Here is a 24,541-nt window from a genome sequence, read left to right as displayed (position 1 = left end):
TACGCACTCTTGACCTGACTAATCAGGCTAGTGAAGTTGATCGTAGCGTGCCATCGCATTGTTTGAGCGATATTCTCTCCGGGAGTTTTCTTGTGGCAAGGCATTTTCTGGTCAATCTTGGCTCGCTGTCAGGATCGCAGGTGTTTATCACGCTATCGCAGCTGCTCGTCCTGCCAATCGTGGCGCGCTATCTTGACGTTGCAGCCTTCGGAGACGTTGCACTGGCGATGACGGTGACCGTCTTTGCCCAGCTGCTGAGCGACGCGGGGCTTGGCCGGTCGCTGATCCGCAAAAACAGTTTCGATGCCGCAGAATGGAGCAGCGTCTTTTGGTTTCTCTGCCTCATCGGCTTTGGGCTGGGGGTGGCACTGATGCTGATCGCGCCGCTCTGGGCGGGCCTGTTCGACCGGCCCTCTGTCGGGCCGCTGATCATGGCGCTGGCGATGGTGCCCTTCCTGCAATCGCTGTCGGCAGTGCCGACTGCGGTGATGGAGCGGTCAAAGCGATTTCCCGTTCTGGCAACGCTGCGCATCGTCGCGGCCATCGCCGGGTTCGTGATCGTGGTCAGCCTTGCGATGCTCGGGGCCGGGGCCTGGTCGCTGATCGCCCAGCAGATCACGCTTGCGCTGGTCCAATGCCTTGGGGCGGTGCTGCTAAGCGGGTTTCGCCCGCTGTCGCCGCGCAAGCGCCTGCCCCTTGGCGATCACATCGGCTTTGCCCGCAACGTGCTTGGTGTCTCGCTTCTAATGACGGCGCAGCGGCAGATCCCGATGATGATGATCGGCTATGCGCATGGCAGCGCGCCGCTCGGTCAGTATTCGATGAGCCAGCGCATTCAGAACCTGCCCTTGCAAGGGCTTGCCGCCCCCTTCGCGCGCATCGCCTTTGTGCACATGAGCGCCGCGCAGCGCGACAGCGCGCGGGTGGCCGACATCTACGTGCGGGGCGTGTTGCTGCTTGGCTTTGTCATCATACCGCCGATGGCGCTGCTGGCCGCGATTGGCGAGACCGCCTTTGCGTTGCTGCTGTCCGACACATGGATCCCGGCGGCGATGATCTTTGCTCTGGCTGCGCCGGGAATTGCCATCGAAGCGTCGATCTCCCACGCCGGGGTGCTGTTCCAGTCGATGAACCAGACCGGGTTGCAGCTGCGGATGGGGGTGGAACGAACGCTGCTGCGCCTGATCCTTGTCGCGATCGCCCTGCCCTTCGGGGTCACGGCGGTGGCGGCGGCGCTCTCGGTGGCGGCGCTGCTATTCATTCCACGCCAGTGGCAGCACGTCGGGCGCGCCGTCACGCTTGATCTGAAGGCCGCCTATGCCGCGCTGGCCACGCCGGTTGCCATTGGCCTGCTGCTATGGCTTGCAGGGCGCGGGCTGACCGCGGTGACTTCGGGATGGGCGACACTGGTCTGGGCGGCACTGCTGCTGCTTGCCGTCTGGGCCGTGGCCGCCGTCTTGCTGCGCCAGCGCCTGCGTGACGCCCTCGCCGTCTTCGGGCGCTAGGATTCCTTGAATCGCCACGCGTCCTCGTATTGCATCCGCAGGCGCAACGACGACAGCGCGCCGATCCATAGCACCATGTGAAACAGCACGAAGGGCTTGAGGAAATCGGCCTCTGTCATGCTGCGCGCCAGAACCGCCGCAGCCATCGCAAGGAAAAAGATCTGCGGTGTCGCGCCAAACACCAGCGCCCCTCGCACCACCTGAAGCAGCGCCCAGATCAGCGCGATGCTGGCGATACCCACGCCGATAAGCCCTTGATGTACGGTGATTTCGTAGAACGAATTGTGAAAGTTAAACGAATCCCCCGGCTTCTTGTAGAACTCGAAAAAGATCTTTCGCACCAGCGGCGATTGGGCGTATTGCCAGAACCCGTCTTCGCCGACCCCCAGCAAAGGCCGCTCGGCGATCTGCATTTCGGCATAGTCCCACAGCACGGTTCTGCCGGTCAGGGTCGAGGATTTGCCGAAATGCTGAAGCACAAGCTCCGCCGGGTTCGACTGCATGTTCGACACAAGCACGGCACCGACGATGCTGGTGAACGCCAGTCCGAAGCACAGCGCGGCGACGCGGCTCAGGCGCATGAGGCCGCCGATCAGGAACATCACCGAAAGGGCGATCAGCGCGCCCGTGCCAAAGATCAGCAGCACGGCGGTGGCGGACTCGCTGTGAAAGGCCATCAGCACCGCAACACCGGACATTGCCAGCCCGGCGAGGCGCATGCCCCGTGACGAGCCGCTGTCGATGAAGACGCTGACGCAGATCACCCAAAGCACCACCATGTTCTTGCCCATGGTGTTCTTCTGCGCGAAAATCCCGGTGGTGATATCGCCGGTGCCATAGGCATAGACCACGTTGATCAAGCCGATGCCGCCAACCGCGATGAACAGGGAATACAGGATCGCACGTGGCCGCATCGTCGCCGCGACCTGATAGCAGATCATGATCGTCAGCCCGAGATACACCGCCTTCTTGAACGCGGCCGCTGGCTCGACCGCCCAGATCGGCGAGATCAGGCACCATATCGGGAACAGCAACACCACCCATGATTTGGCCATCAACGTGACGATGCGAGACTGATCGCGCAGGATGGCCCAGCTGTAGTACAGTGCCAGCGGGTAGAGGATCAGGCTATCGCCCGGAAACTGCACGAAGGTCACAAGGCACCACAGCGCGAACAGCAGCAGATCCCGACGCTCGTTCGAAATATGCAGACGCAGCCTGCCATGCTGGCTTCCGCCATGAATCGGCTGGGCAAGACTTGTCATTGCGGCTTGCCCTGCCACGTCTGCGAGGTTCTGGGCGCGTTAATGTGGTTCATAGCCCATCTTCTCCAACATGGATGCAAACTCTCCGCGCACCTGTGCGAGGTCTTCGCGGCTCAGCCGGCTCTTCCAGCGCCCGACGGATTTCGCCGAGATCGGTGAGCGCACATTTTCATGATGCGCATGGGCCTCGACATCGCCCAGCCTTGCGCTTGGCGCCGTCAGCATCGCCGGCTCGAACGGCAGGCCGGCCCAGTCGCAGATGTCCTGAAAGCTGGCTTCGGGGTCTTCCACGAGGGCCTCGTAGGATATGCGAAACACGTCGGCCCCGGTCTGCGCGAGGCTTTCGCAGGCGCTGTTCGCATCGACCCAGCGCGCCGCAGCGGTCTGGAAATCGTCATAAAGCCCCGCCTCGACGTAGGACAACGCCGCATCTCGGCCGTCGCGCACCAGCCAGAGGAATTGCGCATCGGGAAAGGCGGCCCGCAGCGCCGGCAGGTGGAAGGTGTTGTAGGGGGTCTTGTCGCCCCAGCGTGTCGCCTCGGAATGGTCCGCCCGCGCAAGATACCGGTAGAAGGCCGCGATCAGCGACGGCAACGAGCGATCGGTCAGGCCAATCGCCTCGGCGGCGAAATCGTTGAGGTTCACCAGCCCGAAATCGGCAAATTGCGGATGCTTTTCGAAATGGGCGCAGAACAGCCAGACCTTTTCGCGCCACATCAGGCCGTGCAGCCGCGACCAGCTTTCGATGATGTCGCCAAGCACGAATGTCTCGGGAGGAATGTGGATCGCGCCGGTGGCCATCAGAACGCGCCGCACCAGCGTGTTTCCCGACCGACCCGAGCCGATGATGAACAGCGGCGGCGGGCTGCCGTCGCTGCGTTGCCGGTTGCGGCGCAGCATCATGGCCAGCGCAAAGCCGGTTCGGATCCGCTCGCGCCGCCCCTTCTGAATGGTGCCCGTTGACGATTTCACCCACTGTCCCCCTGTGCCCTGCGACGATAGAGCCCCACAGCCTTGCGGGCCACCCGCATGGCAGGGGTCGAGGCACCCGCCCTGCCAGCATCACCGCGATCGCGCCGCAGTGCCTCGAGCCGCTGCGCCATCCCGGCGGCGCCATAGCGGCGCAATGCGGTATCACGCGCGGCGGCGGCGCGGGCCAGCGCCGCGTCCGGCGCGGCCGCCATGCGGCGCAAGGCGTCTGCCACCTCATGGGGCTGGCAATAGCTGGCCATGTCGCCAAAGGTTGCCTTCAAGCGCGGGTCCAGCAGGCAGGGACGCTCGCAAAGCATCGCCTCGGCCACCGTGCGCCCAAAGGCTTCGAGCCAGTTGGGGTGGTAGTGATAGGTGAAAACGTCGAGCGAATTGAGGAATTGCGCCACCGGCTCTGCGCCAAAGGGCAGCACCTCCCAGCGGTCGGTATGAGCGCCCCGGGCGATCAGCGCCTCGGTCGGGCAGCCAAGGACCCGCACGCGAGTTCCGTTCTCTGCCGGCAGAGAGGCGTCGATCTCGGGGCCCGTGGCAGGGAATTTCAGCGGATCGGGGCGGCCATGGCGCCCGATGGTCAAAGGCGGGCCCAGAAGCGCGGGACGGGTCGGCGCAAGATCGCCCGGATCGAACACGTTGGGCCAATCGCCGCTGCTTTGCCGGATCAGCGGCGCGAAACTGGCCAGCTGCGCGCGCACCACGCCCGAGATCGGCGCAAACCATGCCGACAGGCCGGTTGCCAGCCGGGCCCGGCGCCGCGTCACCACCGGATCCCATTCCAGCGAGCCGTCCGAGCGAAACGGCGCGTGATGGGTCACGATCACCGAGCGTTCGGCGCTCAGGGTCAGCCGTTCTTCGATGCCGCGAAAGAACACCAGTGGGTGATGCAGAAAGGCCAGCCCCGCGCGCGCCTCCGTGCCCGGAGAGATCCGCGTGACGCCGTCCAGATCGGCCAGCGCCAGCGCCTTGGGGTTTTCGGCATCCCGCGCATCGTCCAGATAGCCCGAGCGCACAAACACCAGCCCGACCGAGGCCCCAAGCTCTGCCATGGCGGTCACATCCGCCACCAGCGCCGAGGTGCTGCCACCGGAAAATCGCGGATCGGCAACCACGAGAATGTCGAACACTGCGCTCACCGCAAACCCAGCCTGCGCCCAAGGCGCGAGGCGACCTCTTTGCCCAGCTTGCCGAGCAGATCGGCCAGAACCGGCGGCGGCGCCAGAAAACAGCGCAGCGCGGCGGCGGGATCGGCGGCCTTCTTGGCGTCGATCAGCTGCCGCCACGCCCATTTCTTGCGTTGCTCCATCAGGTGGGCGGACAGGGCCTTGCGGGTCGGCGCATCGACGCCCGGAAGCGCCAGAAGCGCGCGATCCGCTGCGATCAGCCGCTCATGCGCCTCGCTTGGATGCCAGCCCGACAGCGAGCCAGAGCGCACCACGGCAGCGTAGCCCATCGGATCGGTCAGCACGAAACGTGCCCCCGAGATCAGCGCCTGTGTGTAGAGAACGTAATCTTCGCCAAGCCGGATATCGGGCGCATAGCACAGCCCATGCTCGCGCAAAAAACGCCGTTGCATGAGGGGTTTGAGAAAGCCGTATTCGCGCCGACCACCATGCCAGGACGACAGGTTGCCCGCCACGAAACCTGCCGCATCCAGCGATACGACGCCCAGCGGCTGGTCAGAGATCATCCTGCGGCGCGGCCCGTCAAGCGCCCCGTCCTGAAGCTTCCAAAGATCGTCTGCGACGAATTGCGCGCCTTCGGCCTCGGCCAGCGCCACCAGCCGCGCCAACCGGTCCGGCTCGCAGAAGAAATCATCGGAATCAAGCACCGTCACCCACTCGCCACGGGCGATTTCAAGCCCGCGGTTGCGCGCCGCTGCCGGGCCCTGATTGCGCGTCTGGCGCAGAACCCGCAGGCGCGGATCGGTGGCGGCCCGCGCCTCGGCAAGGGTTGCGGTGCGGTCGGGCGAGGCATCGTCGATCACGATCACCTCGACCGGCAGGCTCTGGGCCAGCGCGCTGTCGATGGCGCGCATCAGCGTCGTTTCGGCAGACCACGCCGCGATCAGCACAGAGACGCACGGCTCAGTCATGCACCGGCTCCGACTTGTCAGAACACATCGGCGCGTCCGCGCCGACCGGGCGATAGGACAGACAATGATAGATCGCATGGGCGCGGATCTGATCCGGGGCCTCGCCCGCCCACCCCTCCTGCGCGGCGCCCCCGCCCCAGATGTTCAGATAGATGCGCTGCGGGATCTGCGGAATCGCCGTTTCGGCGCTGGTGACCCGCAGCAGTTCGCGCCCGTCGACCGACCAGACCAGCCGGTCGGGCAACCAGTCGAGCGTATAGGTATGCGCACCATCCGCCGCGTCAAAGCCAAGGTCGGTCCACTGGCCCGGCAGCTTCTGGCCATCGACAAAGCGGTTCAGCCAGACCTTCGTGGTGTCGCGCCCAAGGAATTCAAAGTCGATTTCCTCATGCGTGTCGCCAAAGAACGGCCCGGTGTAGGTGAAGAAAGACGAGATCACCCCATAGCCGCGCGCGGCGGTCATCACGATCTCGTAGCGGCCGAAATGGGTGCGCTGCTTGCGCTGAAGCTCTGCTCCAAAGAAATCCTTGGACGATTCCACCGGGGCGGGCACCAGCGACAGCATGGTTCCGCCAGATGGAGGCCGTGTCACAGACCCTCGCTTCCACGCCGTGCGAAAACTGTCGCGCTTTATGGCGAAGGTCGATACGTACCACGCCCCGTCGTCCTGAAGATCGTCGAGTCGTGTCAGAAAAGCCCCGCTCGTAGCGGCCGGAGACTCAATGACGGTTGCGCAAAGAACAAACCCCGCCAAGATTGAATAATACGGGAAGACGCGGGTAATCCGCATGCGCGCATTCCTAACCAAGTAACGAACTATGAGCAGATGGTAGATCGCCCAAATGGTTGACGCAACAATCATCATCGCCGCCTGGTGCGCAGAAGCGAGCCTTGCCCATGCCGTGCGCAGCGCCTTGGCGCAGAATGATGTCTCGGTCGAGGTGATCGTGATCGACGATGCCTCGCCCGATGGGACCTTCGCGCTGGCCCAGAATCTGGCGGCGCAGGACGGGCGGGTTCGGGCGCTGCGTCAGTCGCGCAACGGCGGCCCGGCAGCGGCGCGCAACGCCGGGCTCGCGGCGGCGCAGGGGCGCTGGGTTGCGGTGCTCGACGCTGACGATGCGATGGCACCGGGGCGGCTTGCCTCGATGATCGCGCTTGGCGAGGCGAAGGGCGCCGATGCGATCTATGATGATTTTCAGCCCGTCGATGGCGCGGGCCATGCCGCCGGGCCGACGCATCTTGCATCGCTGAGGCTGACAGAGCCCGTCTGCTGGGATCTTGAGACCTTTCTTGCCGGGTGTCAGGCGGAACAGGGCAAGCCGGGTCTTGGGTATCTCAAGCCATTGATCCGGATAGAATTTATGAAACGCCATGGGGTTCGATACGACGAAACCCTGCGCAACGGCGAAGACTTCCACCTGATCGCCGCTGTGCTTGCGGCGGGGGGTGCGCTGTGGGTCCTGCCAAAGGCGGGCTACCTTTATACACGCGCATCGGGAACGATCTCCTCCCGGCTGAACCCGGATCATGCAACGGCATTGGCACGGGCGGATGCGGCATTTCTGGACCAGCATGCGCAGCGGCTTTCCCCCGAGGCGCGGCGGCTGCTGCGCCGGCACATGCGGCGCTTTCTCGACTTTGGCACCACCGAAGCCGTGCTGCATGCGCTGCGGGCCGGTCGCCTTGCCGCCGCCGCCGCCGCGCTGCTGCGCCGCCCCCAAGCGGCGGGCCGGCTGCTGAGGCAGGTGGCTGAGGCGATGACACGACGGATCAGGCCGGCCCGATAAAGCTGCGCATCGTCAGGCGGCGGTGGGCATCCCGGCGCGCAAGGCGTTGCTGATCTCTGCGGCGGACTGGCGAAACTCGGATTCAGGTCTCGACAACAGCGCTTGGCGCCGGGCGGCGACCTCGGCGGGCGTCAGCCGATTCAGCAAGGCGCAGAGCGCATCTGCGCTCGGCTCGGGCACCGTCCAGCCAAGGCCGTTCTCGACCCGATGGCCGGTCTCGGTACCGGCCACGGCAATCGACGGGCAGCCGAAATAGCTTGCTTCGTAGATCCGGTTGGGCAGAAGCCACGTCGAATTGGTGCCCCATTGCCAAAGATCCTGCGACCAGACGAGATCGTTCTGAGCGTAGATCGGCGCAAGATCGTCGGGATAATCATAGGCGCCGTGCCACGTCATGTTCGGATGCCGGGCAAGGATGGCGTCGAAATCGGGCACGGCGTGGTGATGCACCGCCCCATGCAGGGCAATCTGTAGCCGCGGCCCCATGCGTTCCGCGGCTTGCGCGAGGATATCAAGGCTTCGGGCACAGCGCAGCGTTCCGACCCACGCCAGCCGTATCGGTGTTTCCTCGGTCCACTCATCCGGCGTGGCGGCGCTAGGCGGCGCAGGTCGACCGGGCCCGCCATCTTCGATCCACAGCTTGTTCTCGACCAACGCAACGGGGCCGTCCCATTTCTGCACCGGCGCGAAATATTCCCGCAGAAACGCCGGAGACGAGATGATCAGCGCGTCGGTGCGGGCCAGCAAGGCGCGTTCCAGCGCGCGGGTCACGCGGCCCTTGAGCCCCGGATCGGTCATCAAACCGTGGATATCGAGACATTCGTAAATCACCCGCGGCTTCGGGCGCACCATTGCCCGTGCCGCGACGGCGACGGCCAGCAGATCGAGATTGCGCGCGACGATGACATCGGCGCCCACCAGACTGCGGCGATGCAGCAGCACCTTCAGCACCGACCCCGCAACCGCCGCGACCCGCCATGGCAGACCGCCGTTGATGGTCTGAAACAGGTGCACATTGTCCCAGAACGGTTTGAAATCAAGGTTCATGTTCGCGCGCCGCATCATGAACCCCATGACATCGAAGCCGCAATCGAGATAGCTGCGCATCCGTCGGATCTGCGCCGCTTCGGCCGCGTCAAAACCAAAGACGATCAGCCTCGGGCGGGCTTTGCTCATGACGCGGACGCGAGGCGCACGGCATCCCATGGCAGCCGATCGCGGTTCAGCATCTGCCGCAGCCGGTCCATCTCGGGTGCAAAACGCTCGGTCAGCGCGGCGCGGGTGTCTGCGGTCATCGGAGGAATCTCGCTGCGGATATCAACCTTGTTGGCCTTCAGCAGCGCCGAAACAGGCCCCGTCTGCTTGAGCCGCGCCAGCGCCGGTTCCATGCCCTGACGCCGCAGCCAGTCCCCGCCCGCCCGCAGCCCGGTGCGCAGAACCGGCAGCCGGGCCCGGTCGCTTTCGTTGCGGCGTTCATGCAGGATCGGGCTGTCGAAGGCCGGATCGACACCGCAAAAGGCAAACACGTCCCGCGCGGCCGCGCCGGCGTCGATCGAGATTTCCTCGGCAAACATCACGCGCACCTGATCGGCGGGGAACGCATCGAACCAGCGGCCAAGATGCGTCGCGTAAAGGCCCTGCTCCACATAGGCCGGATTGTTTTCCAGACCGTCCTCGAAGGTGCAGGGCAGGATATGTCCCTTGATGATCTCGTGAAGGTGATTTGAGAAGGCGCGCTTGATCGGATCACGCAGCAGAGCCAACACCTTGAGATCCGAGCGATAGGCAAAGGCCCGCTCTGGCGCGCGCGGGTCATGGAAATACGATGGCGAGCTTTCGAAATAGACGCGCGTCGACGGGCCCTCGACGAAATGGCCCTCATACCACGCATAGCCACGGTCGAAGTAATACGAGAAGAAATCGACCTCTTTAGGGTCTGAAATGCCGATTTCGGGGTGTGACCCAGCAATCGCATGCAACCATGACGATGCGCATTTTTGTGCGCCTATTCCAATCAAACCCGGGCGCATACTCCGCCTCCTTAAATCACTACCAAAAAATTATCTGCGATGATCCTCGTTCTGGCAAGGCTGAAGGCCATGCCAGGTCCGCAGGCCCCCAGGATTTGCCAGGGAACGCCGAGGATCTGATCCACCAACCTCATTCTGTCATCTTCGAACCGGGGTGCGCAACCGGCTGGGGTGAGGCGAAGGGCGACTTTTTGAACCGGCACGATCCGTGCCCGCTGGGGCTGGATAAGACAGTCAGCTCCGGCCTTCATGCGGCTAAAACGCGATGCTTCGGGCATATCGATGCATGAACGTTCCGCGCCCTGCTGCAGATGATCGAAAGGATAGGAGGGCTGTACCTAAATGGCCTGAGATACGCTTTTGCTGACCGCTCCGGATCGCAGCTCCAAGGCATTTTAAGGGGGTAATGATCGACGACCGCATCCGCAAAGAGGATCAAACAATGCCCGAAGAGACCCGCGAAGAGCACGGCCCCTCGCCTCCTGGGGTCGCACTGATGTGCTGAGGGGTGAGCAGCTTCGTCGCATTCCATATGCTGGCGATGACGGCGGGGGTCACTCAGGCCTATCGCTTGGGCTCTCTCATAGGCCGTGCTGGATCGTTCTTGCCCCTGGCGGCGCCTGATACATGCGTGACGCCCGATCTCTATCGCGGCGATTGGTCTGCCCTGTCCGTACTGTTCTGCCGCGCCGATTCTGCGCATGCAAGACGTGTCATGCGACGTATTTCAAGGTGCCCGCACCCCCAAAGCTTGTGCGCATAGCGCATGAAACGTGACAGCAGCGCCTCATTCTGATGCTTGAATCGGCAAAATCTTAGCTGACACAAAATGGGTCATATGTTGTGGGCAGAACTTCGCTCAGCGCCCGCTGACTTTGCGGCAACTTATAGGCAATCGGGACAACCCGTTGCAGTACGCCAAAATTAACCTTTTGCCCGCAGACGCGCTTATGTGTCAGCAGCCCGTGACAGGCTGAATCAGCATACCGGGGTCGGCACGAAACCGCCCAATTCGGCGAATTCGAGGCAAGTTCAAGGTTTTCCGTTAGCCAATTCTTCACCCACAAGGATAACAGTCACCCCCGTCAGACCAGCCAGCCACGTGAGGTTCAACCAAGAGACACATTCGATTTTCTTGATCATCAATCCCGACCCAACGTAAGGGCCGGTGTCTTGTGGGCGACAGGCCGCAAAATCAGTTGGACGTAACACGGTAGAACAGTTTGAGGCTCTGAACCATGGGGAAAACTAAACGACGGGACAGAGTCACCGGGCACGAATACCGCAAGATAAAAGACGGCTCTAAAAGTCTGAAATAAGAGGGAAATCATACCGTCAGCTTCGCTTGAAATGCGGGTCCATGGGGATGGGCATCGTATTCGGAAACTTTGTGCGCTCTTCAACCGCGATCGATCGCGGCCCGAGCCATCAATCCAGTTGAGCCAACGGCAACCGAAATCGTCGCGTGCAATCACTCTGAGCACTTCGCGCGACCCACGGAAAAGAATGAAGGGAAATACCTATGATGACAGAGCATGCTGCGCAGCTGGATGCGCTCGCTCCCGTCGACGAAGCGACCCATGTCGCAGTGAAAGACGGTGCCTGGTCCGATCCGTCGACCTGGAAAAACGGGCAGGTTCCGGGCGCCGAGGCGCATGTCTACATCCCGAGCGGAATTACCGTCGATTACGATGTGGATGATACGACTCCGCTGGCGACCGTCCGGGTCGCGGGGATGCTGGACTGGGCCACCGATCAGGACACGACCATGCTGGTCGAGACCATTGTCACCGACATGGGATCGCAGATCGAGATCGGCTCGATGCATGATACGGCTGTCGATGCAGACGTCACCGCGCAGATCATTTTCCGCGACACGCCCATCGACACCGACACCGATCCCGAAATGCTGAGCCATGGGCTTGTTGCCATGGGCCATGTCGACATCAACGGCGCCGCCAAGGAAAGCCATCTCGAAATTTCCGGCAATTCCGTCAGCCGTGGGTCCAGCTCTGTCGATCTGGACGGCGACCTGACCAACTGGAAGGTCGGCGACACGATCCTGATCGTCGGCACCGGCGACGGCAGCGCCGACGAGACACGCACCATCGTTTCGGTCAAAGGCCAGACCGTCACCTTCGACAAGCCGCTGAACTACGATCACGAGCCGCCCGCCGGCTATGATTTCACCACCTATGTGGGCAACCTGTCGCGCAATGTGGTCTTCACCTCCGAGAACCCCGATGGGGTGCGCGGTCACGTGATGCTGATGAATGACATGGTCGATCACGGCGAGAACGCAAACTCGGCGATGTTCGCCGAATTTACCGACCTCGGCCGTACCGACGAAAGCATCCCGACCGGAACGTCGACCAACCCGACAGGCCGCTACCCGCTGCACCTGCACGAAATCGGCACCGACCCGGACAGCCCGAGCAACATGATTCAGGGCGTCTCGGTGTCTGGCTCGCCGGGCTGGGGCATCGTCCAGCACTCGTCGGACGCCAACATCATGGACAGCATCATCTATGACACGGTCGGCGCAGGCATGGTGTCCGAAGATGGCGACGAAACCGGGATGTGGACGGGCAACCTCGTAAGCTCGGTCGCCAGCACCTATCTAAGCGGGCACGACGCCGTCGGTGTCGAAGGTTCGGCCTACGAGAACCAGTCGCGCGTCATCATCCAGCAGGACAACATCGCCGCGAACGCGGCCATCGGCTGGAATTACTTTGGAATCGAGGAATTCCCCGAAGACGCGGCGAACCCCTCGGCGCCCAAGGACGGCATCCACCGCCAGATGTTCGAACGCGAACAGCTGCCCTATGATCCCTCGCCCTTCGACGTGGCGCTCGATCACGAAGAACCGCCGATCATCGATTTCAACAACAACACCTCGATCGCCACCGGCGAAGGCCTGCGGGTGTTCCACCGCCAGTTCTCTGACGATACCGACACGATGAGTGTCTTCCGCGAATTTACCGTCTGGGGCGGCAGCAAGGCGGTATCGCTGGACAACTACGCGTCAAACTACATGTTCATTGACTCGGTCTGGCAGGGATCGGACGTCGGCTTTTCGATCATGCGCAAGACGTCTTCCGTCGTGTTCAACAACGTCGAAGTATATGATTTCGATACCGGCTACCAAAGCTGGGGCCTGAACCACGAAGTGGTGCTGATCGATACGGACTTCGTGAATGTCGGGCTCGACATCGACCAGGACGACCTGATGCGCAACGTAAGCAGCAGCGCGCTTGAGAGCTATCTGATCGACTATTACAAAACCCTCCACGGAATTGACTACACCAACGCTCTGCCGCAGATCCTCGACAGTTCCAGTCTGACGCCGATCGAGGCCATCACCTTCACACCGGATGCCGGGTCTGACATGACCATCGGCAAGAATGATCTCACGCTGAACTTCACCGGCACGATCACCGACTCCGTCGGGGTGCGCAACTTCAACGAATACGTGGTTGCCAAAACACCGAGTGGACAGGGCACGAGCAAGGATTTCGAAGGCATCGACCTGCTCCTAGGGGCCTCTTCCGGCGGGCTGCTTCGCGAATTCACCCTTGAGATGTTCCTTGATCTGCACGGGGTCATCCAGAAAGACGATGGCACCTGGGTGAGCCCGGTGGTGAACTGGATCACCGATCGTCTGACAGGTGATCAACACCCGGTCATCATCGAGATCGAGGTCGTCAACATGACCGAGGCCGAGCTCTCGCCGTATGTGCTCGACTCCTATCCCACGCCGACGATCAACAATCCGGAATGGTACACGACGAACGGCAAGACCACCCCGTCGACAGACGACGACAGCGATACCGACACCGACGACCACGGGACGGGCACGGAAATGCCTGACGCTGAAACGGACAGCGATTCCGGCGAGACCACAACCGACGAGGATACGAAAGGCGACGTCGTCGACAACACTCCCGACGCACCGCAAGCAAGCGTGCCGGACGATACTGTCGAAGACGACGAAGATGAAGACGCCACGGACAGCACGCCCGATGATGACAGCGCCGCCGGTGCGACCGACGGCGATACGGCAGGAAGCAGCGACGACACGATCATTCTCGGAACCTCTGCCCGAGATACACTCGTCGGAACCGCCGGAAGCGACATTATGGATGGCGGCTATCTCACCGACACGTTGACCGGCGGCAAAGGTGCGGACAGCTTCCGTTTCACCGCCGACTCGCTCGACGGTTACCGCGACTGGATCACCGATTTCTCATCGGCCGAGGGCGATCTCATCGACATGTCCGGGATTGCCGATGCCATGGGGCTGGACGAGGCCGCCATGCTAGAGGCTGTCTCGGTGAAGAACATCAAGCCCGGCCTGCGCGTCGGCATCGAGCTTGACGGGGAATTCCACGCGCTGGCGGCTCTTGAAGGCGTGAAGGAAGCCGATTTCTCGATCCAGGACTCGATGATCCTAACGAGTGGGGACGTGGCAAAGGACCAGCCAGACACCAGCACCGAAGAGACCCCAAGCGAGCCCGACGTGCCGGCGGAAACCGACACGGATACTGGTACCAAAACCGAGGCCGAGGCCGGGGAACCCGCGAACGAGACCAGCGAGACCGTTGAGCAGGACGTCATGCTTGGGACCGAGGGCCGGGATACCCTTGTCGGGACCGATGGTGATGATTTCATCGACGGGTACCTTCATATCGACAGTCTGACCGGCGGTATGGGGGCGGACACCTTCGTCTTTACCGCCGATACGCTGGACGGCTATCGCGACACCGTTACGGATTTCTCGCAGACTGAGGGAGACCAGATCGACCTTTCCGGCATTGCCGACGTCTTGGGCTTCAACGAGGCAGAAATGATGGATGCGGTGTCGTTCAAGGACATCAAGCCGGGCCTTCGGGTCGGCATCGACGTGGACGGAACCTTTCACGCGCTCGCAGTTCTGAACGACGTCGAACAATCCGATTTCATGGTGGATCAGTCAGTGATCTTCACGGTCTCCGACTCGATGCTTGCTTGAGCCAACAACAAACCCCGGCGCCAACCTGCGCCGGGGCAAGACTTTGTGTCGGCGCAGCGCCGGTCATGGCCCGCGCAGCACAGCCTGCGCGGGTTCTACATTTAAGCTCAATGCTTCAGCCAAGAAGCTGCAGTGGCTCGGCCCGCTCCGTTAGCGGCGTTGCAGGCCCGCCAGGCCGCGCCCCACGGCTGCGCAGCGTCGGCGACAGGACGAACCGCGCGATCTGCGCCGCCTCCGCAAACTGCCCTGAAGAAAGCGCCGCCCGCCCCCGCCATAGCGCTCCGCGTGCAATCGCGCTGGCGATTTGTCCTCCGAGCGGGCCGGAACCGGCCAGCCGATCAAGCCGGGAACGGCTGGTCCCGGTCAGAGCTTCGGCCATGCCATGCTTGCCCGCAACCGAACGTCGGCAGATTGCCACCTCAACAGCGGACAAGGCGATATCGGGCGAAAGCAACGCCGCGGCCTCGAAATCCTCAAGGGCACTCTCCCAATCCGTCCGGCGTGCGAACACGCAGCCCCGCTGCAGGCGACCGGCCCGCTGCGCAAGCGCGCCGTCAAACAGCCCGGCGTAGACCGACAGGGGAATCGACTCGCGAAAGGGCGCGAACAGCGCGCGGTCCGCGTCTTTCCACACCGCGTCCGACTGGGCGGCCGCGTGGCGCGCCGCCGCCGGACCGCGCACGCCATCATGTTTGCGCTGCTTGAACAGCGGCTCTTCGATCACGGCGAAGGGCGCGTGCAGCGCAAGCCGAACGATCATGTCATAATCGATGGACCGCGCCAGATCCTCGCGGAATGGCCCCACCTTGTCATAGAGGGTACGGCGCACCAGGGTGGCGTTCTGAAACAGGAAGATATCCTCGAGAAGGTGGCGCAGAACCGATCCCTGAGACAGATCTGGCCAATAGCCCGGCCCGCTCTCGATCCGCTCACCGGTCAACGGATCGTCCCGGAAGCGACGGTAGCTGCCAGCGGCGACACCGGCATTCGGGCTGCGCGCCAGCGCCGCAACCAGACGCTCCGCAGCATCCGGAAACAGGATGTCATCATCGTCGCAAATCCAGATCAGATCCCCGCGGGCCTCGCGAATCGCCCCGTTGAGCGCCCGGGCCTTGCCGCCATTGGCGCTGCGGAAATATCGGATCGGACCCGACAGGGATTTGACCACCTCCGGCGTGGAATCGGTAGATCCATCGTCCCACACCAGAATTTCCTCGACCGGCAGTGTTTGCGCGGTCAAACTGTCGATGGCCTCGCGCAGGAAATTCGCGCGGTTAAAGGTCGGCACAATTGCTGTAATTACGGTCATAAAAGCCATAGTCCCGGGTACCCGAATGAACGAGTTATTCCATACAGGTCGCAATCGCACAACAAACCTGCTGCGCCTTGCTGCCACGCTTGGGCTTTTTTCCCTGACGGGCCCCGCCATTGCACAAGACACGTACCGTTTGAATACGGGCGACGAGATCTCTGTGCGGATTGTGCAATGGGACAGCATCGCCCTGCAGTTTTCCGAGTTCAGCGCGCTCAGCGGCACCTACTCCGTTGGCACGGACGGCTTGATCATGATGCCGATCGTGGGCGCGGTGCCCGCCGCAAGCCGCAGCCTGTCCGATATTGCCGAAACCTTTGAAACCGAATTGCAGACGCGCCTTGGGCTTGTCGACAAGCCCGGCGTCTCGGTTTCCGTGGTCGAGTACCGGCCGATCTATGTGCTAGGGGCGGTTGCCCGCCCCGGCGCTTACCCGTTTTCGCCCGGTCTGACCGTGCAACAGGCAATGGCGCTGGCGGGGGGCACCACGACCACGCTGATCGACGGGCTCGAGGGCGAAAGCGCCGCGGTTCGCACCGTCGGTAACCTGCGGGAGCTGAGCCTTGATGCCACCCGCGAAGCCGTGCGCGCCGCCCGCCTGCGCGCAGAAATGAGCGGCGCCAGCGTGTTCACCGCGCCCGAGGACCTGTCGCATCCCGACGGGCCAGAGGCGCTGGAGAAGATCATCGCGCACGAGCGTGACCTGTTCGTCAGCCGTCGCGAAGGGCAGAATCGCGCGATCGAATCGCTCGAGAACAGCGGCGCCCTGCTTCAGACCGAGATTGCGGCGCTCGAGGAAAAGCTTGTCGGGCTGACCAAGCAGGTCGCGCTGACGCGCGGTTCGGTGGAAAAGGCCGAGACGCTTCAGGAACGCGGGCTGTTGCGATCGGACAATCTCGTGACCCTGCAGGGTCAGCTGATCAACCTCGAGGCGCGCGAACTGGACACGGAAACCGCGATCTATCGGGCGCGGCAGAATCTGTCGGAACTCGACCGCGAACGAATCGCTCTTGAAGCCGACCGGCGGCTGGAGATCCTGCAACAATTGCAGCAGAGCGAGGCCGAGAGCGAGCGGCTCGCGGCGCGCCGGGACACCAATCTGCGTCTGCTGGTTGGCGCCGAGGCGATGCTGGCGACGACGCAAGGCGCGCCCGATGTCCAGATGCGCTATCGCATCACCCGGCAGGGCAATAGCAGCGAAGAGAGCCTGCAGGTCGACGCGACGGCACGGCTGTTTCCGGCCGATGTTCTGGAGGTCGAGGCGCAGCTTGGCGCAAGCGGAAACTGACGCCGAAACAGGCGTTTTGCCGGAGGCCTATTGGCAAATCCGTTTGGCTGCGGAAAAAGGTCGCGATAGAAAGCGACTGTGCTACAGTTGGCGCAATTGGTAAATGTGCGGGTCTGGTTATCGGGTCACTGTCCCCCGGTCGGACCCGGTTTTTGATGGACAAAGAGGCTGCGTATCCATGCCACTGGAATACACCGCATCAGTTTCCGGCAGCGCCCCCGAGGTTTCGGTCTGCGTGCCCATTTATAACGAAGAAGACAATGTCGCACTCCTGCACAAGGAGATCGTCTCGGCGCTGGAACCGATGAAGCGTTCGTTCGAGCTGGTCTTTGTCGACGACGGCTCAAGCGATCGCTCGGTCGCACGCCTTGCCGAAATCGCACAGAGCGATCCGCGGCTGGTCGTGGTCCGGTTCCAGCGCAACTTCGGCCAGACCGCCGCGATGATGGCCGGGATCGACCATGCACGCGGACGCTATCTCGTGACCATGGACGGCGATCTTCAGAACGATCCTCTCGACATTCCGATGATGCTCAGCAAGCTGGACGAAGGCTACGATCTTGTGGTCGGCTATCGCATCAACCGGCAGGACAAGTTCCTGACGCGCAAGCTGCCCTCGAAGATCGCTAACTGGCTGATTGGCAAGGTCACCGGCATTCCGATCCGCGACAATGGGTGTTCTCTCAAGGTCTACCGGGCCGAGGTGATCAAGCGCGTCCCGCTCTATTCCGACATGCATCGCTTTATTCCTGCGATGACGACGCAGATGGGGGCTCGGGTGGCCGAGGTTGGGGTGCGCCATCACGCACGGCGCTTTGGCGTGTCGAAATACGGCCTGTCGCGCGTGTTCAAGGTGCTGCTGGATCTTATCTCGATCAAGACTTTGCAAATTTTCACGCGCCGCCCGTTGGCGCGCTTTTCCGGGGCCGCAGCCCTGTCGGCGGCCATGGCGCTTTTCGCGGCCCTCACGATGGGCGGGCCCGATCTTGTCGTCGAGACGGCGGTGGTCGGGCTGCTGGTGACGCTGGCGGTCTTCCTGCTGTTCCTAGGCCTGGTTACCGGGGCCATATTTCAGCAACGCGAGCCATAAGTATGGCGTGCCGGCCATCCGGGCGGGCCTTGTAGTTTTATCATCAGCACTTTGCGTAAGAGGTTTTCATGACAATTGGCGGATCCATCGACAAACCACCCCCCGGGCTTCTGTCGGTCATTGTGGCCGCAGAGCCGATGCAAGAGTTGACAGAGACGCTGGCCAGCGTCCGGCCAGACCTTGATGCGATGGATCGACCCTACGAAGTGATCTGCGCCACCGATGGGCGCGATGGCACGATCATGGCCGCGCTGAACCAGCTTAGCGACGAGTGGCCCGAACTGCTGGTGCTGGGGCAGCGGCCTTGGCGCGACGACGACGCCGCGCTGACCGTGGCGATGCGCCGGGCACGCGGCGAGCTGGTGCTGACCCTTGCCGGATGGCCCGAGGTGGCCCCCGAAGATCTGCCCCGTCTCCCCGAGATGCTGGGCGATGCCGACATGCTGACCGTGGCGCGGAAGAACCGGCCGCAGGATGGCTGGCAGGGCTGGCGGCGGCGGCGTTTCACCCGCCTGCTGGCGCGCCTGTTCGGACATAGCCCCAGCGATCCCTTCTGCCGCACGCGTCTGGCGCGGCGCGCGGTGCTTGACGACGTGACCGGATTTGGCGTGCGCCAGCATTTCATTCCGGTGATCGCCGGGCTGCGTGGCTACAAGCTGACCGAGGTCGAATTGCGCAGCGCATCCTCTGGAAGCAAGGCGCCCGCCCGCTACGTGTTCCGCCCGCTGGGGCATTTCGTGGCCTTTTTCGATGCGATCACGCTTTACGTCGTGCTGAATTTCCTGCGCCGCCCGCTGCGCTTTTTCGGCGCGATCGGCATGCCGATCTTTGTCTTTGGCATGCTGGCCACGGCGGTGCTGATCGGACAGAAGCTGATGGGCGAGCCGCTCGCAGATCGCCCTGCGCTTATCTTTGCTGTGCTGATGGTGGTGATGGGCGTGCAGATCGTGGCCATCGGACTTGTTGGCGAGATCGTAATCTTCGCAAATTCCCGGCGTCTTAAACAATATGCCGTACGAGAGATCATCACCGGGGCCGACCTTTCGGACACCGGCGGACTGAATACGTCTAACGTGATCTCACCACGTGCGTTTTCCAATGACGGATAGATAAACTTGAACTGGCAACCTCCCCTGTCGACACGAACCATGGACCCTCCAGCGAAATCTGATCGACACGAGACAGTGATCGATTTTGGCAGCATTTTCAGGATTCTGAAAAGGGGCTGGTGGATCATTGCTACCACGAGCTTTGCCGGCGCGCTGATTGCCGCCATCATCGTGCTCGAGGTCGAACCAACCTATGCTGCCAAGGCACAGATCCTCATGGGGCAATCGAACCGTGCGGACGGGGTGCTGGGCGCGCTGATTCAAGATCTGAAAATCGACGACGACGCGATTGCCGGCGAAATCGCCATCATCAATTCCGGGCGTCTGCTGTCGAAGGTGTCGGAACGGCTACAGCTTGAAACGCGCCCCGAATTCAACATCGCGCTGCGCCCGCCGGAACCCGACCCGTCGCTTCTGGTGCAGCTGGCCGACGCTGCGGTCGAGGCGCTCAAGCGGGTTCTTGGTGTCGCCCCGCCGGATACGGGCGATGCCGAAGCTGGCGGCGAAACCACCGATCCGGTGCTTCTGGCCGCCCGCACCGGGCGCGAGCTGCTTGGTGAAGAGGCGGATTTTGTCGGTGAGATGAAGACCAACCTGTCGGTGCGGCAGGTCGGAAACACCAATCTTGTCGACATTCAATTCTCGTCGACCGACAGGTTCCTTGCCTCGGCCATCCCGAATGCGGTGGTCGATGTCTACATGGACGACCAGCTTGACCGCAAGTTCGAGGGGCTGCGGCGGGTGACCACCGGGCTGCAAACGCGGATCAGCGGCATGCGTGAGAAGCTCGAGGCTTCGGAACGGGCGGTGATCGACTACCGGACCGGCAACCTCGCCGAAGGGTTTGGCGGCAGCGAACTTCTGACCCAGCAAATCGGAGACCTGTCGCGGCGCGTCAACGATGCCTCGGCGGAATTTGCCGAGCTGCAGTCGGATCTTGCGGGGATCGATTCACTGATCGAACGCGAGGGCGCCATTGCGGCGACCGGCCTGTTCCAGTCCGATCTTCTGGACAGCCTGCAGAACGAAGTCGTCAGCCTGCGTCAGCGCCGCGACCTGTTGCTGGAACGGTTCGGCGCAGACACCGCCCAGACCGTCGAGACGGTTGCGGCCATCGACAGGCTCGAGTCGACCATCGCCGAAGAGGCGCGCCGCCTGCGCAACGAGCAGGCGCAGCGCGTCGATCTCGCCGCCGCGCGGGTCGATGTGCTGCGCACGGAGCTGCGCGAGCTTGAAGCCCGCGCCATCGAACAGGCCGGCCGCGAGGTGCGCCTGACCCAGCTCGAGCGGGATTACCAGGCGCAGCAGGCGGTCTACACCACCTTCCTCGACAAATTCACCGAGACCAGCGAAAGCGTCGATCTTCAGGAAAGCGACTCTCAGGTCATTTCCTATGCCGACGTGCCCACCTCGCCGATCGCGCCGCGTAAATCGATGTCGGTGGCGCTTGGTGGCATCGGCGGGGTGTTTGCCGGCATGGGCATCGTCTTCATGATGGCGCTGACCGACAATGCCCTGCGCAGCGCCATGCAGCTTAGGGCGCTGACCGGCGGCACGGTATTGGTTCAGCCAAGGGCGCGGCGGTTCATGCTTCGCACGGCAAACCCGGTGAACCATGTGCGTCGCCAGCCGCTCGGCCCACTTTCCGAAAGCATCCGCTCCCTGCGCAGCCAGCTGCTGCTGGGCATGCCAAAGGGAGTCGGCACCATCGTGACCTTTGCTTCAAGCGAAAGCGATTGCGGCAAGACCACGACCAGCATTCTGCTCGCCCGCTCGCTGTCGCAGATGGGCGTGAGCTGCATCCTTGTGGAAACCGACCTGCGCCGCCCGTCGCTGGCGCGCCGGATGAACATGACCTCGACCCCCGATCTGATCGACGTCCTGACTGGCAAGCTGCCGCTCGACGCCGCCATTCGCAAGGATCCCGACTCCGGCGCAGATGTGCTGACCGCCCGTTCCGGTCTTGGCGATCCTGCAGGGCTTTTGCTGTCGGAACCGATGGAAGATCTGCTCAAGGACCTCAAGCAGCGCTACCGCGCCGTGATCCTCGATACCGTGCCACTGACCCCGGTATCCGACGCCTCGCCGATGATCCGTGCCGCGGATCAGGTTGTATTCATGGTGCGCTGGGGCATGGATGCCGGCACCGTCGAGACGGCGCTTGAATCCCTTGCAAAGCTTGATCCTCAGCAAATGATCAGCGTTTTGTCCATGTCGCCGCAGGCACCGCAGAAGAAATACAAGTACGTATAATGCACCTGTCGGAGCCAGAATATCACAGGGAGTTTGGATGAAACCTATGAGACTCCTTCCCGGCCTGATCGTGATCGGCGCAATGCGCGCTGGCACGACCACTCTTTATCATCATCTGTCCAATCATCCCGAAATTGGTATGTCGCGGATGAAGGAAACCGATTTCTTCGTTCCTAAAATGAACTTCCCGCTTGGAATGTCGTGGTATCAAAGCCAGTTCGATCCAGGATACTCGATTTATGGCGAAGCGTCGCCGAATTACGCCATGTGCCATTTGTGGCGCGGCGTTCCGGCGCGCATTCACGGCATATTGCCCGATGTCCGGCTGATCTTTCTGGCGCGCGACCCTGTCGATCGTCTGATCTCGCATTACCAACATGCCTGGAGCACCGGAACCGCGCGGGTCAAACCCGAGGAACTCATGGCCTCGCGGGTCGGGCAGAACATGCTTGAAACCAGCCGCTACACCATGCAGATCAACGCCTATCTGGAACACTTCGCCCGTGAACAGCTGCTGATCATCGACTTCGACCAGATGCGCCGTGACCCTCAGTCGGTGATGGATGGGGTGGTCGATTTCGTCGGCGTCTCTCGCTACGGTATCGCAGATATTCCCACGTTCAACGACGCCGCATCGAACGCGCGCCTGCCCGGTTTTGTGCAGCGCGCATGGCGTAGTCGCGGCCTGCGCCGCTTTGATCGCTACATCAGCCGGGGCGCGCGGGACAAGGCGCGCAACCTGCTGTCGGTCGCTCCGAACCGGTCTGCCCCTGCAATCGGGCCCGAACTGCGCGCCGAAATCGCAGAACGGCTGGCCCCCGATGCCCGCGCCTTTCGCGTATTGTCCGGGCTGCCTTTCGACTCCTGGCAGGTGTGACGGCGGCTCAGGGCCGGGAATCGAGACCGTAGATCTGCGGTTGCCGCAGGTTCAGGCATCCTGCGACAACGCCCGCATGAAGGGCCCCGCGCAACAGCCAGCGATTGCGCCCGGCGCGCGACGCCGCGAACAGCCCCGCCGTACAGGCACAGAACAGGCCTTTGCCAAACGCCAAGCCGCAGCGCGCCGCCCGGCTTTTCCAGCCGTGCGCACCCGCCGCATAGCTTTGCCCCGAGCGGAACTTGCGGCGCAGAATCCAGCCAAAGGTCATCCGGGACGGCGCCACGCCTTCGCGCACGATCGCGTCTTCGGCGATCTCGAACCGCGCACCCGCATGGTGCAGGCGAAAAAAGAATTCGGTGTCCTCGCCGCCTGCCCTGCCGCGTGCCACGTCGAAGCGCTGATCGCGCCATGCGGCACTGTTCCAGCGCAAAAGCGCATTGCACGTGTGCCCTGTCTGCACGACCGTGCCGCGACGCACCGGCCGGTTCGAATGGTAATCCTGACCGCGTATCCAGTCCGGCGCATCCGGGCCGTATTCGGCCAGCGACGGGCCGAATACCGCGTCGGCCCCGGTTTCCTTTGCGCGGGCCACAAGCCGCGCCAACCAATCGGCATCAGCCCGTTCGTCATCGTCGAGAAAGGCGACCCAATCGGCTTGTCGCTCCGAAGCCGCCTCCAGCCCGGCATTGCGCGCAACCGAGATGTTGAAGGCCGGCGCGTGCAGGTAAAGCACCGGCAGGCGCATCTGCGCCGCCGTTTCAAAGACGATCTCACGCGCACTCGGCGTGTCGTCATTGTCGGCCACGACGATGCGCAGATCGATGCCTGCTGGCAGGTCCAGCGCCTCGAGCGAGAGCAGCGTGTCACGCACTTCCGGCCGCCGGAAGGTGCAAAGCAAGGCGTCAATCCGGTGAAACGGCGCGCTCATCGCAAGATCACCTGTCGCAAGAACCCCAGCCCCCAGGCGATGTGCATCGCGCCCATCGCCGGCCCGGCCAACAGCCCACAGGCCGAGCGCAACGCGACGGCCCCCGCAAGCGAGACCCCCACCATCAACGCAGCATAGCTGGCCGCGAGCAGCAGCGCCGGAGACCAAAGCAGCCCCAGCCCCAAAGACGCCACGATGCCAAGCACGGCGAGCAGCGGGAAAATCTGGCGCAGCCGCGGCCGCATCCGGTGCTTGAGCACGGTTCTGGCGCGGCCCCGACCATAGTTCCAGTATTGCCTGAACAGTTTGGGCAGCGTGGGGCGCATCCGGTAATCCAGCCGGATATCGGCATCCAGCCAGATTTTCCCTCCGGCAAGACCCAGACGGTGATCAAGCTCGGCGTCCTCATTGTGGGAAAACGCCGGATCGTAACCGCCGATCTGGCCGAACCAGTCCAGCCGGAAACCGGCGTGATGGGCATGATCGACCCAACCCGACTGCGATCCGCCCCGATGCGCCGATTTGCCCGACCCGAGCGGCGTGTCGACCACCCAGGCCGCCGCACGCGCAAAGCATCCCTCGCCGACCGCATCCATCACCGTCGCGACGGATGCCGCCTCGGGCCGCTGCGCGAGGCTTTCGGCGACCGCCCGCACATAGCCCGCCGGATAGGCCGCATGGGCGTCGCAGCGCACAAGGAAGCGGTGCTGTGGCCCGGCCTTTGCGACGATGGCGTTCATGGCGGCGGCTTGCAGCTTTGCCGGGTTGTCGATCAGGCGCAGGTTCGCAAGGCGCGTCGCAAGGCGCCGGACGATCTCGCGGGTGTCGTCGCTGCTGCCGCCGTCGGCGACGATCAGCGTCACGTCCTGCATGAAGGGATCGTCGCCAAGCAGCGATAGCAGGCAGGCCTCGATATGGGCGGACTCGTTCAGCGCCGGGATGCCCACCAGAACCTCGGCGGGCAGCACAGCTGGCTTCGGATGCATCACGGGATCCTGCGC

At 63.0% G+C, this 24,541-nt stretch carries 19 protein-coding genes; 9 read left to right on the top strand and 10 right to left on the bottom strand.

Annotated elements, in window-relative coordinates; all coding sequences use genetic code 11:
* The first annotated feature begins 92 nt into the window (after window positions 1–92).
* Window positions 93–1,505 (top strand): oligosaccharide flippase family protein, encoded by a 1,413-nt coding sequence (locus tag KO516_RS05790; protein WP_216002847.1) that lies wholly within the window; start codon window positions 93–95, stop codon window positions 1,503–1,505.
* Here the strand turns inward: KO516_RS05790 and KO516_RS05785 are convergent.
* From KO516_RS05785 to KO516_RS05765, 5 genes are read right to left on the bottom strand one after another with little or no spacing between them, the layout of a single operon-like run.
* Complete coding sequence (locus KO516_RS05785) at window positions 1,502–2,770, bottom strand: O-antigen ligase (RefSeq protein ID WP_216002846.1); 1,269 nt, start codon at window positions 2,768–2,770, stop codon at window positions 1,502–1,504. The genes KO516_RS05790 and KO516_RS05785 overlap by 4 nt on opposite strands.
* A gap of 39 nt (window positions 2,771–2,809) precedes the next feature.
* Entirely contained in the window at window positions 2,810–3,742 is a 933-nt protein-coding gene (locus tag KO516_RS05780; RefSeq protein WP_371742035.1) for a sulfotransferase, read from the bottom strand.
* Window positions 3,739–4,881 (bottom strand): glycosyltransferase family 1 protein, encoded by a 1,143-nt coding sequence (locus tag KO516_RS05775; RefSeq protein WP_371742034.1) that lies wholly within the window; start codon window positions 4,879–4,881, stop codon window positions 3,739–3,741. The genes KO516_RS05780 and KO516_RS05775 overlap by 4 nt, the downstream gene beginning before the upstream one ends.
* A gap of 5 nt (window positions 4,882–4,886) precedes the next feature.
* Window positions 4,887–5,849, bottom strand: a complete 963-nt coding sequence (locus KO516_RS05770; RefSeq protein WP_216002844.1) for a glycosyltransferase family 2 protein — start codon at window positions 5,847–5,849, stop codon at window positions 4,887–4,889.
* Window positions 5,842–6,441, bottom strand: a complete 600-nt coding sequence (locus KO516_RS05765) for a family 16 glycosylhydrolase (protein ID WP_371742033.1) — start codon at window positions 6,439–6,441, stop codon at window positions 5,842–5,844. Before KO516_RS05765 ends, KO516_RS05770 begins: the two co-directional genes overlap by 8 nt.
* Window positions 6,442–6,691: 250 nt before the next feature.
* On the opposite strand from KO516_RS05765, the gene KO516_RS05760 reads away from it, so the two are divergent.
* Window positions 6,692–7,639: a glycosyltransferase family 2 protein gene (locus KO516_RS05760; RefSeq protein ID WP_216002843.1), complete on the top strand. Its 948-nt coding sequence runs from the start codon at window positions 6,692–6,694 to the stop codon at window positions 7,637–7,639.
* 12 nt (window positions 7,640–7,651) lie between these two features.
* Here KO516_RS05760 and KO516_RS05755 read toward each other — a convergent pair whose 3' ends face one another.
* Entirely contained in the window at window positions 7,652–8,815 is a 1,164-nt protein-coding gene (locus KO516_RS05755) for a glycosyl transferase (RefSeq protein WP_216002842.1), read from the bottom strand.
* Window positions 8,812–9,618, bottom strand: coding sequence for a sulfotransferase domain-containing protein (locus KO516_RS05750; RefSeq protein WP_252737426.1), 807 nt, complete (start codon window positions 9,616–9,618; stop codon window positions 8,812–8,814). The genes KO516_RS05755 and KO516_RS05750 overlap by 4 nt, the downstream gene beginning before the upstream one ends.
* 2 nt (window positions 9,619–9,620) lie before the next feature.
* On the opposite strand from KO516_RS05750, the gene KO516_RS05745 reads away from it, so the two are divergent.
* A complete protein-coding gene (locus tag KO516_RS05745) occupies window positions 9,621–9,959 on the top strand; it encodes a hypothetical protein (protein WP_216002881.1) in 339 nt (112 codons plus the stop codon).
* 1,235 nt (window positions 9,960–11,194) lie between these two features.
* Window positions 11,195–14,680, top strand: a complete 3,486-nt coding sequence (locus tag KO516_RS05740) for a G8 domain-containing protein (protein ID WP_216002840.1) — start codon at window positions 11,195–11,197, stop codon at window positions 14,678–14,680.
* Between the two features lie 115 nt (window positions 14,681–14,795).
* Here KO516_RS05740 and KO516_RS05735 read toward each other — a convergent pair whose 3' ends face one another.
* The gene (locus KO516_RS05735; protein WP_252737425.1) at window positions 14,796–15,989 is read right to left on the bottom strand and encodes a glycosyltransferase; all 1,194 of its coding nucleotides are present in this window, start codon (window positions 15,987–15,989) and stop codon (window positions 14,796–14,798) included.
* Here KO516_RS05735 and KO516_RS05730 point away from each other — a divergent pair.
* The 5 genes from KO516_RS05730 (at window position 15,928) to KO516_RS05710 (ending at window position 22,609) form a co-directional block, all read left to right on the top strand.
* On the top strand, window positions 15,928–17,280 hold the full coding sequence (locus KO516_RS05730; protein ID WP_371742037.1) for a polysaccharide biosynthesis/export family protein: 1,353 nt from the start codon (window positions 15,928–15,930) through the stop codon (window positions 17,278–17,280). The genes KO516_RS05735 and KO516_RS05730 overlap by 62 nt on opposite strands.
* 178 nt (window positions 17,281–17,458) lie before the next feature.
* Window positions 17,459–18,370, top strand: coding sequence for a glycosyltransferase family 2 protein (locus tag KO516_RS05725; RefSeq protein WP_216002838.1), 912 nt, complete (start codon window positions 17,459–17,461; stop codon window positions 18,368–18,370).
* A gap of 68 nt (window positions 18,371–18,438) precedes the next feature.
* Window positions 18,439–19,479: a glycosyltransferase gene (locus KO516_RS05720; protein ID WP_216002837.1), complete on the top strand. Its 1,041-nt coding sequence runs from the start codon at window positions 18,439–18,441 to the stop codon at window positions 19,477–19,479.
* Window positions 19,480–19,554: 75 nt separating this feature from the next.
* Window positions 19,555–21,732, top strand: coding sequence for a polysaccharide biosynthesis tyrosine autokinase (locus tag KO516_RS05715; RefSeq protein ID WP_216002836.1), 2,178 nt, complete (start codon window positions 19,555–19,557; stop codon window positions 21,730–21,732).
* 46 nt (window positions 21,733–21,778) lie between these two features.
* Window positions 21,779–22,609, top strand: coding sequence for a sulfotransferase (locus tag KO516_RS05710; RefSeq protein WP_216002835.1), 831 nt, complete (start codon window positions 21,779–21,781; stop codon window positions 22,607–22,609).
* Between the two features lie 7 nt (window positions 22,610–22,616).
* Here KO516_RS05710 and KO516_RS05705 read toward each other — a convergent pair whose 3' ends face one another.
* Complete coding sequence (locus KO516_RS05705; RefSeq protein ID WP_216002834.1) at window positions 22,617–23,540, bottom strand: glycosyltransferase family 2 protein; 924 nt, start codon at window positions 23,538–23,540, stop codon at window positions 22,617–22,619.
* A complete protein-coding gene (locus tag KO516_RS05700) occupies window positions 23,537–24,526 on the bottom strand; it encodes a glycosyltransferase family 2 protein (protein ID WP_252737421.1) in 990 nt (329 codons plus the stop codon). The genes KO516_RS05705 and KO516_RS05700 overlap by 4 nt, the downstream gene beginning before the upstream one ends.
* Between the last annotated feature and the right edge of the window lie 15 nt (window positions 24,527–24,541).

The sequence above is a fragment of the Citreicella sp. C3M06 genome, from assembly GCF_018860705.1.
Taxonomy (GTDB): domain Bacteria; phylum Pseudomonadota; class Alphaproteobacteria; order Rhodobacterales; family Rhodobacteraceae; genus Salipiger.
Note: the sequence above shows the minus strand (reverse complement) of the source record. Positions and strands in the feature narration are given on the sequence as shown.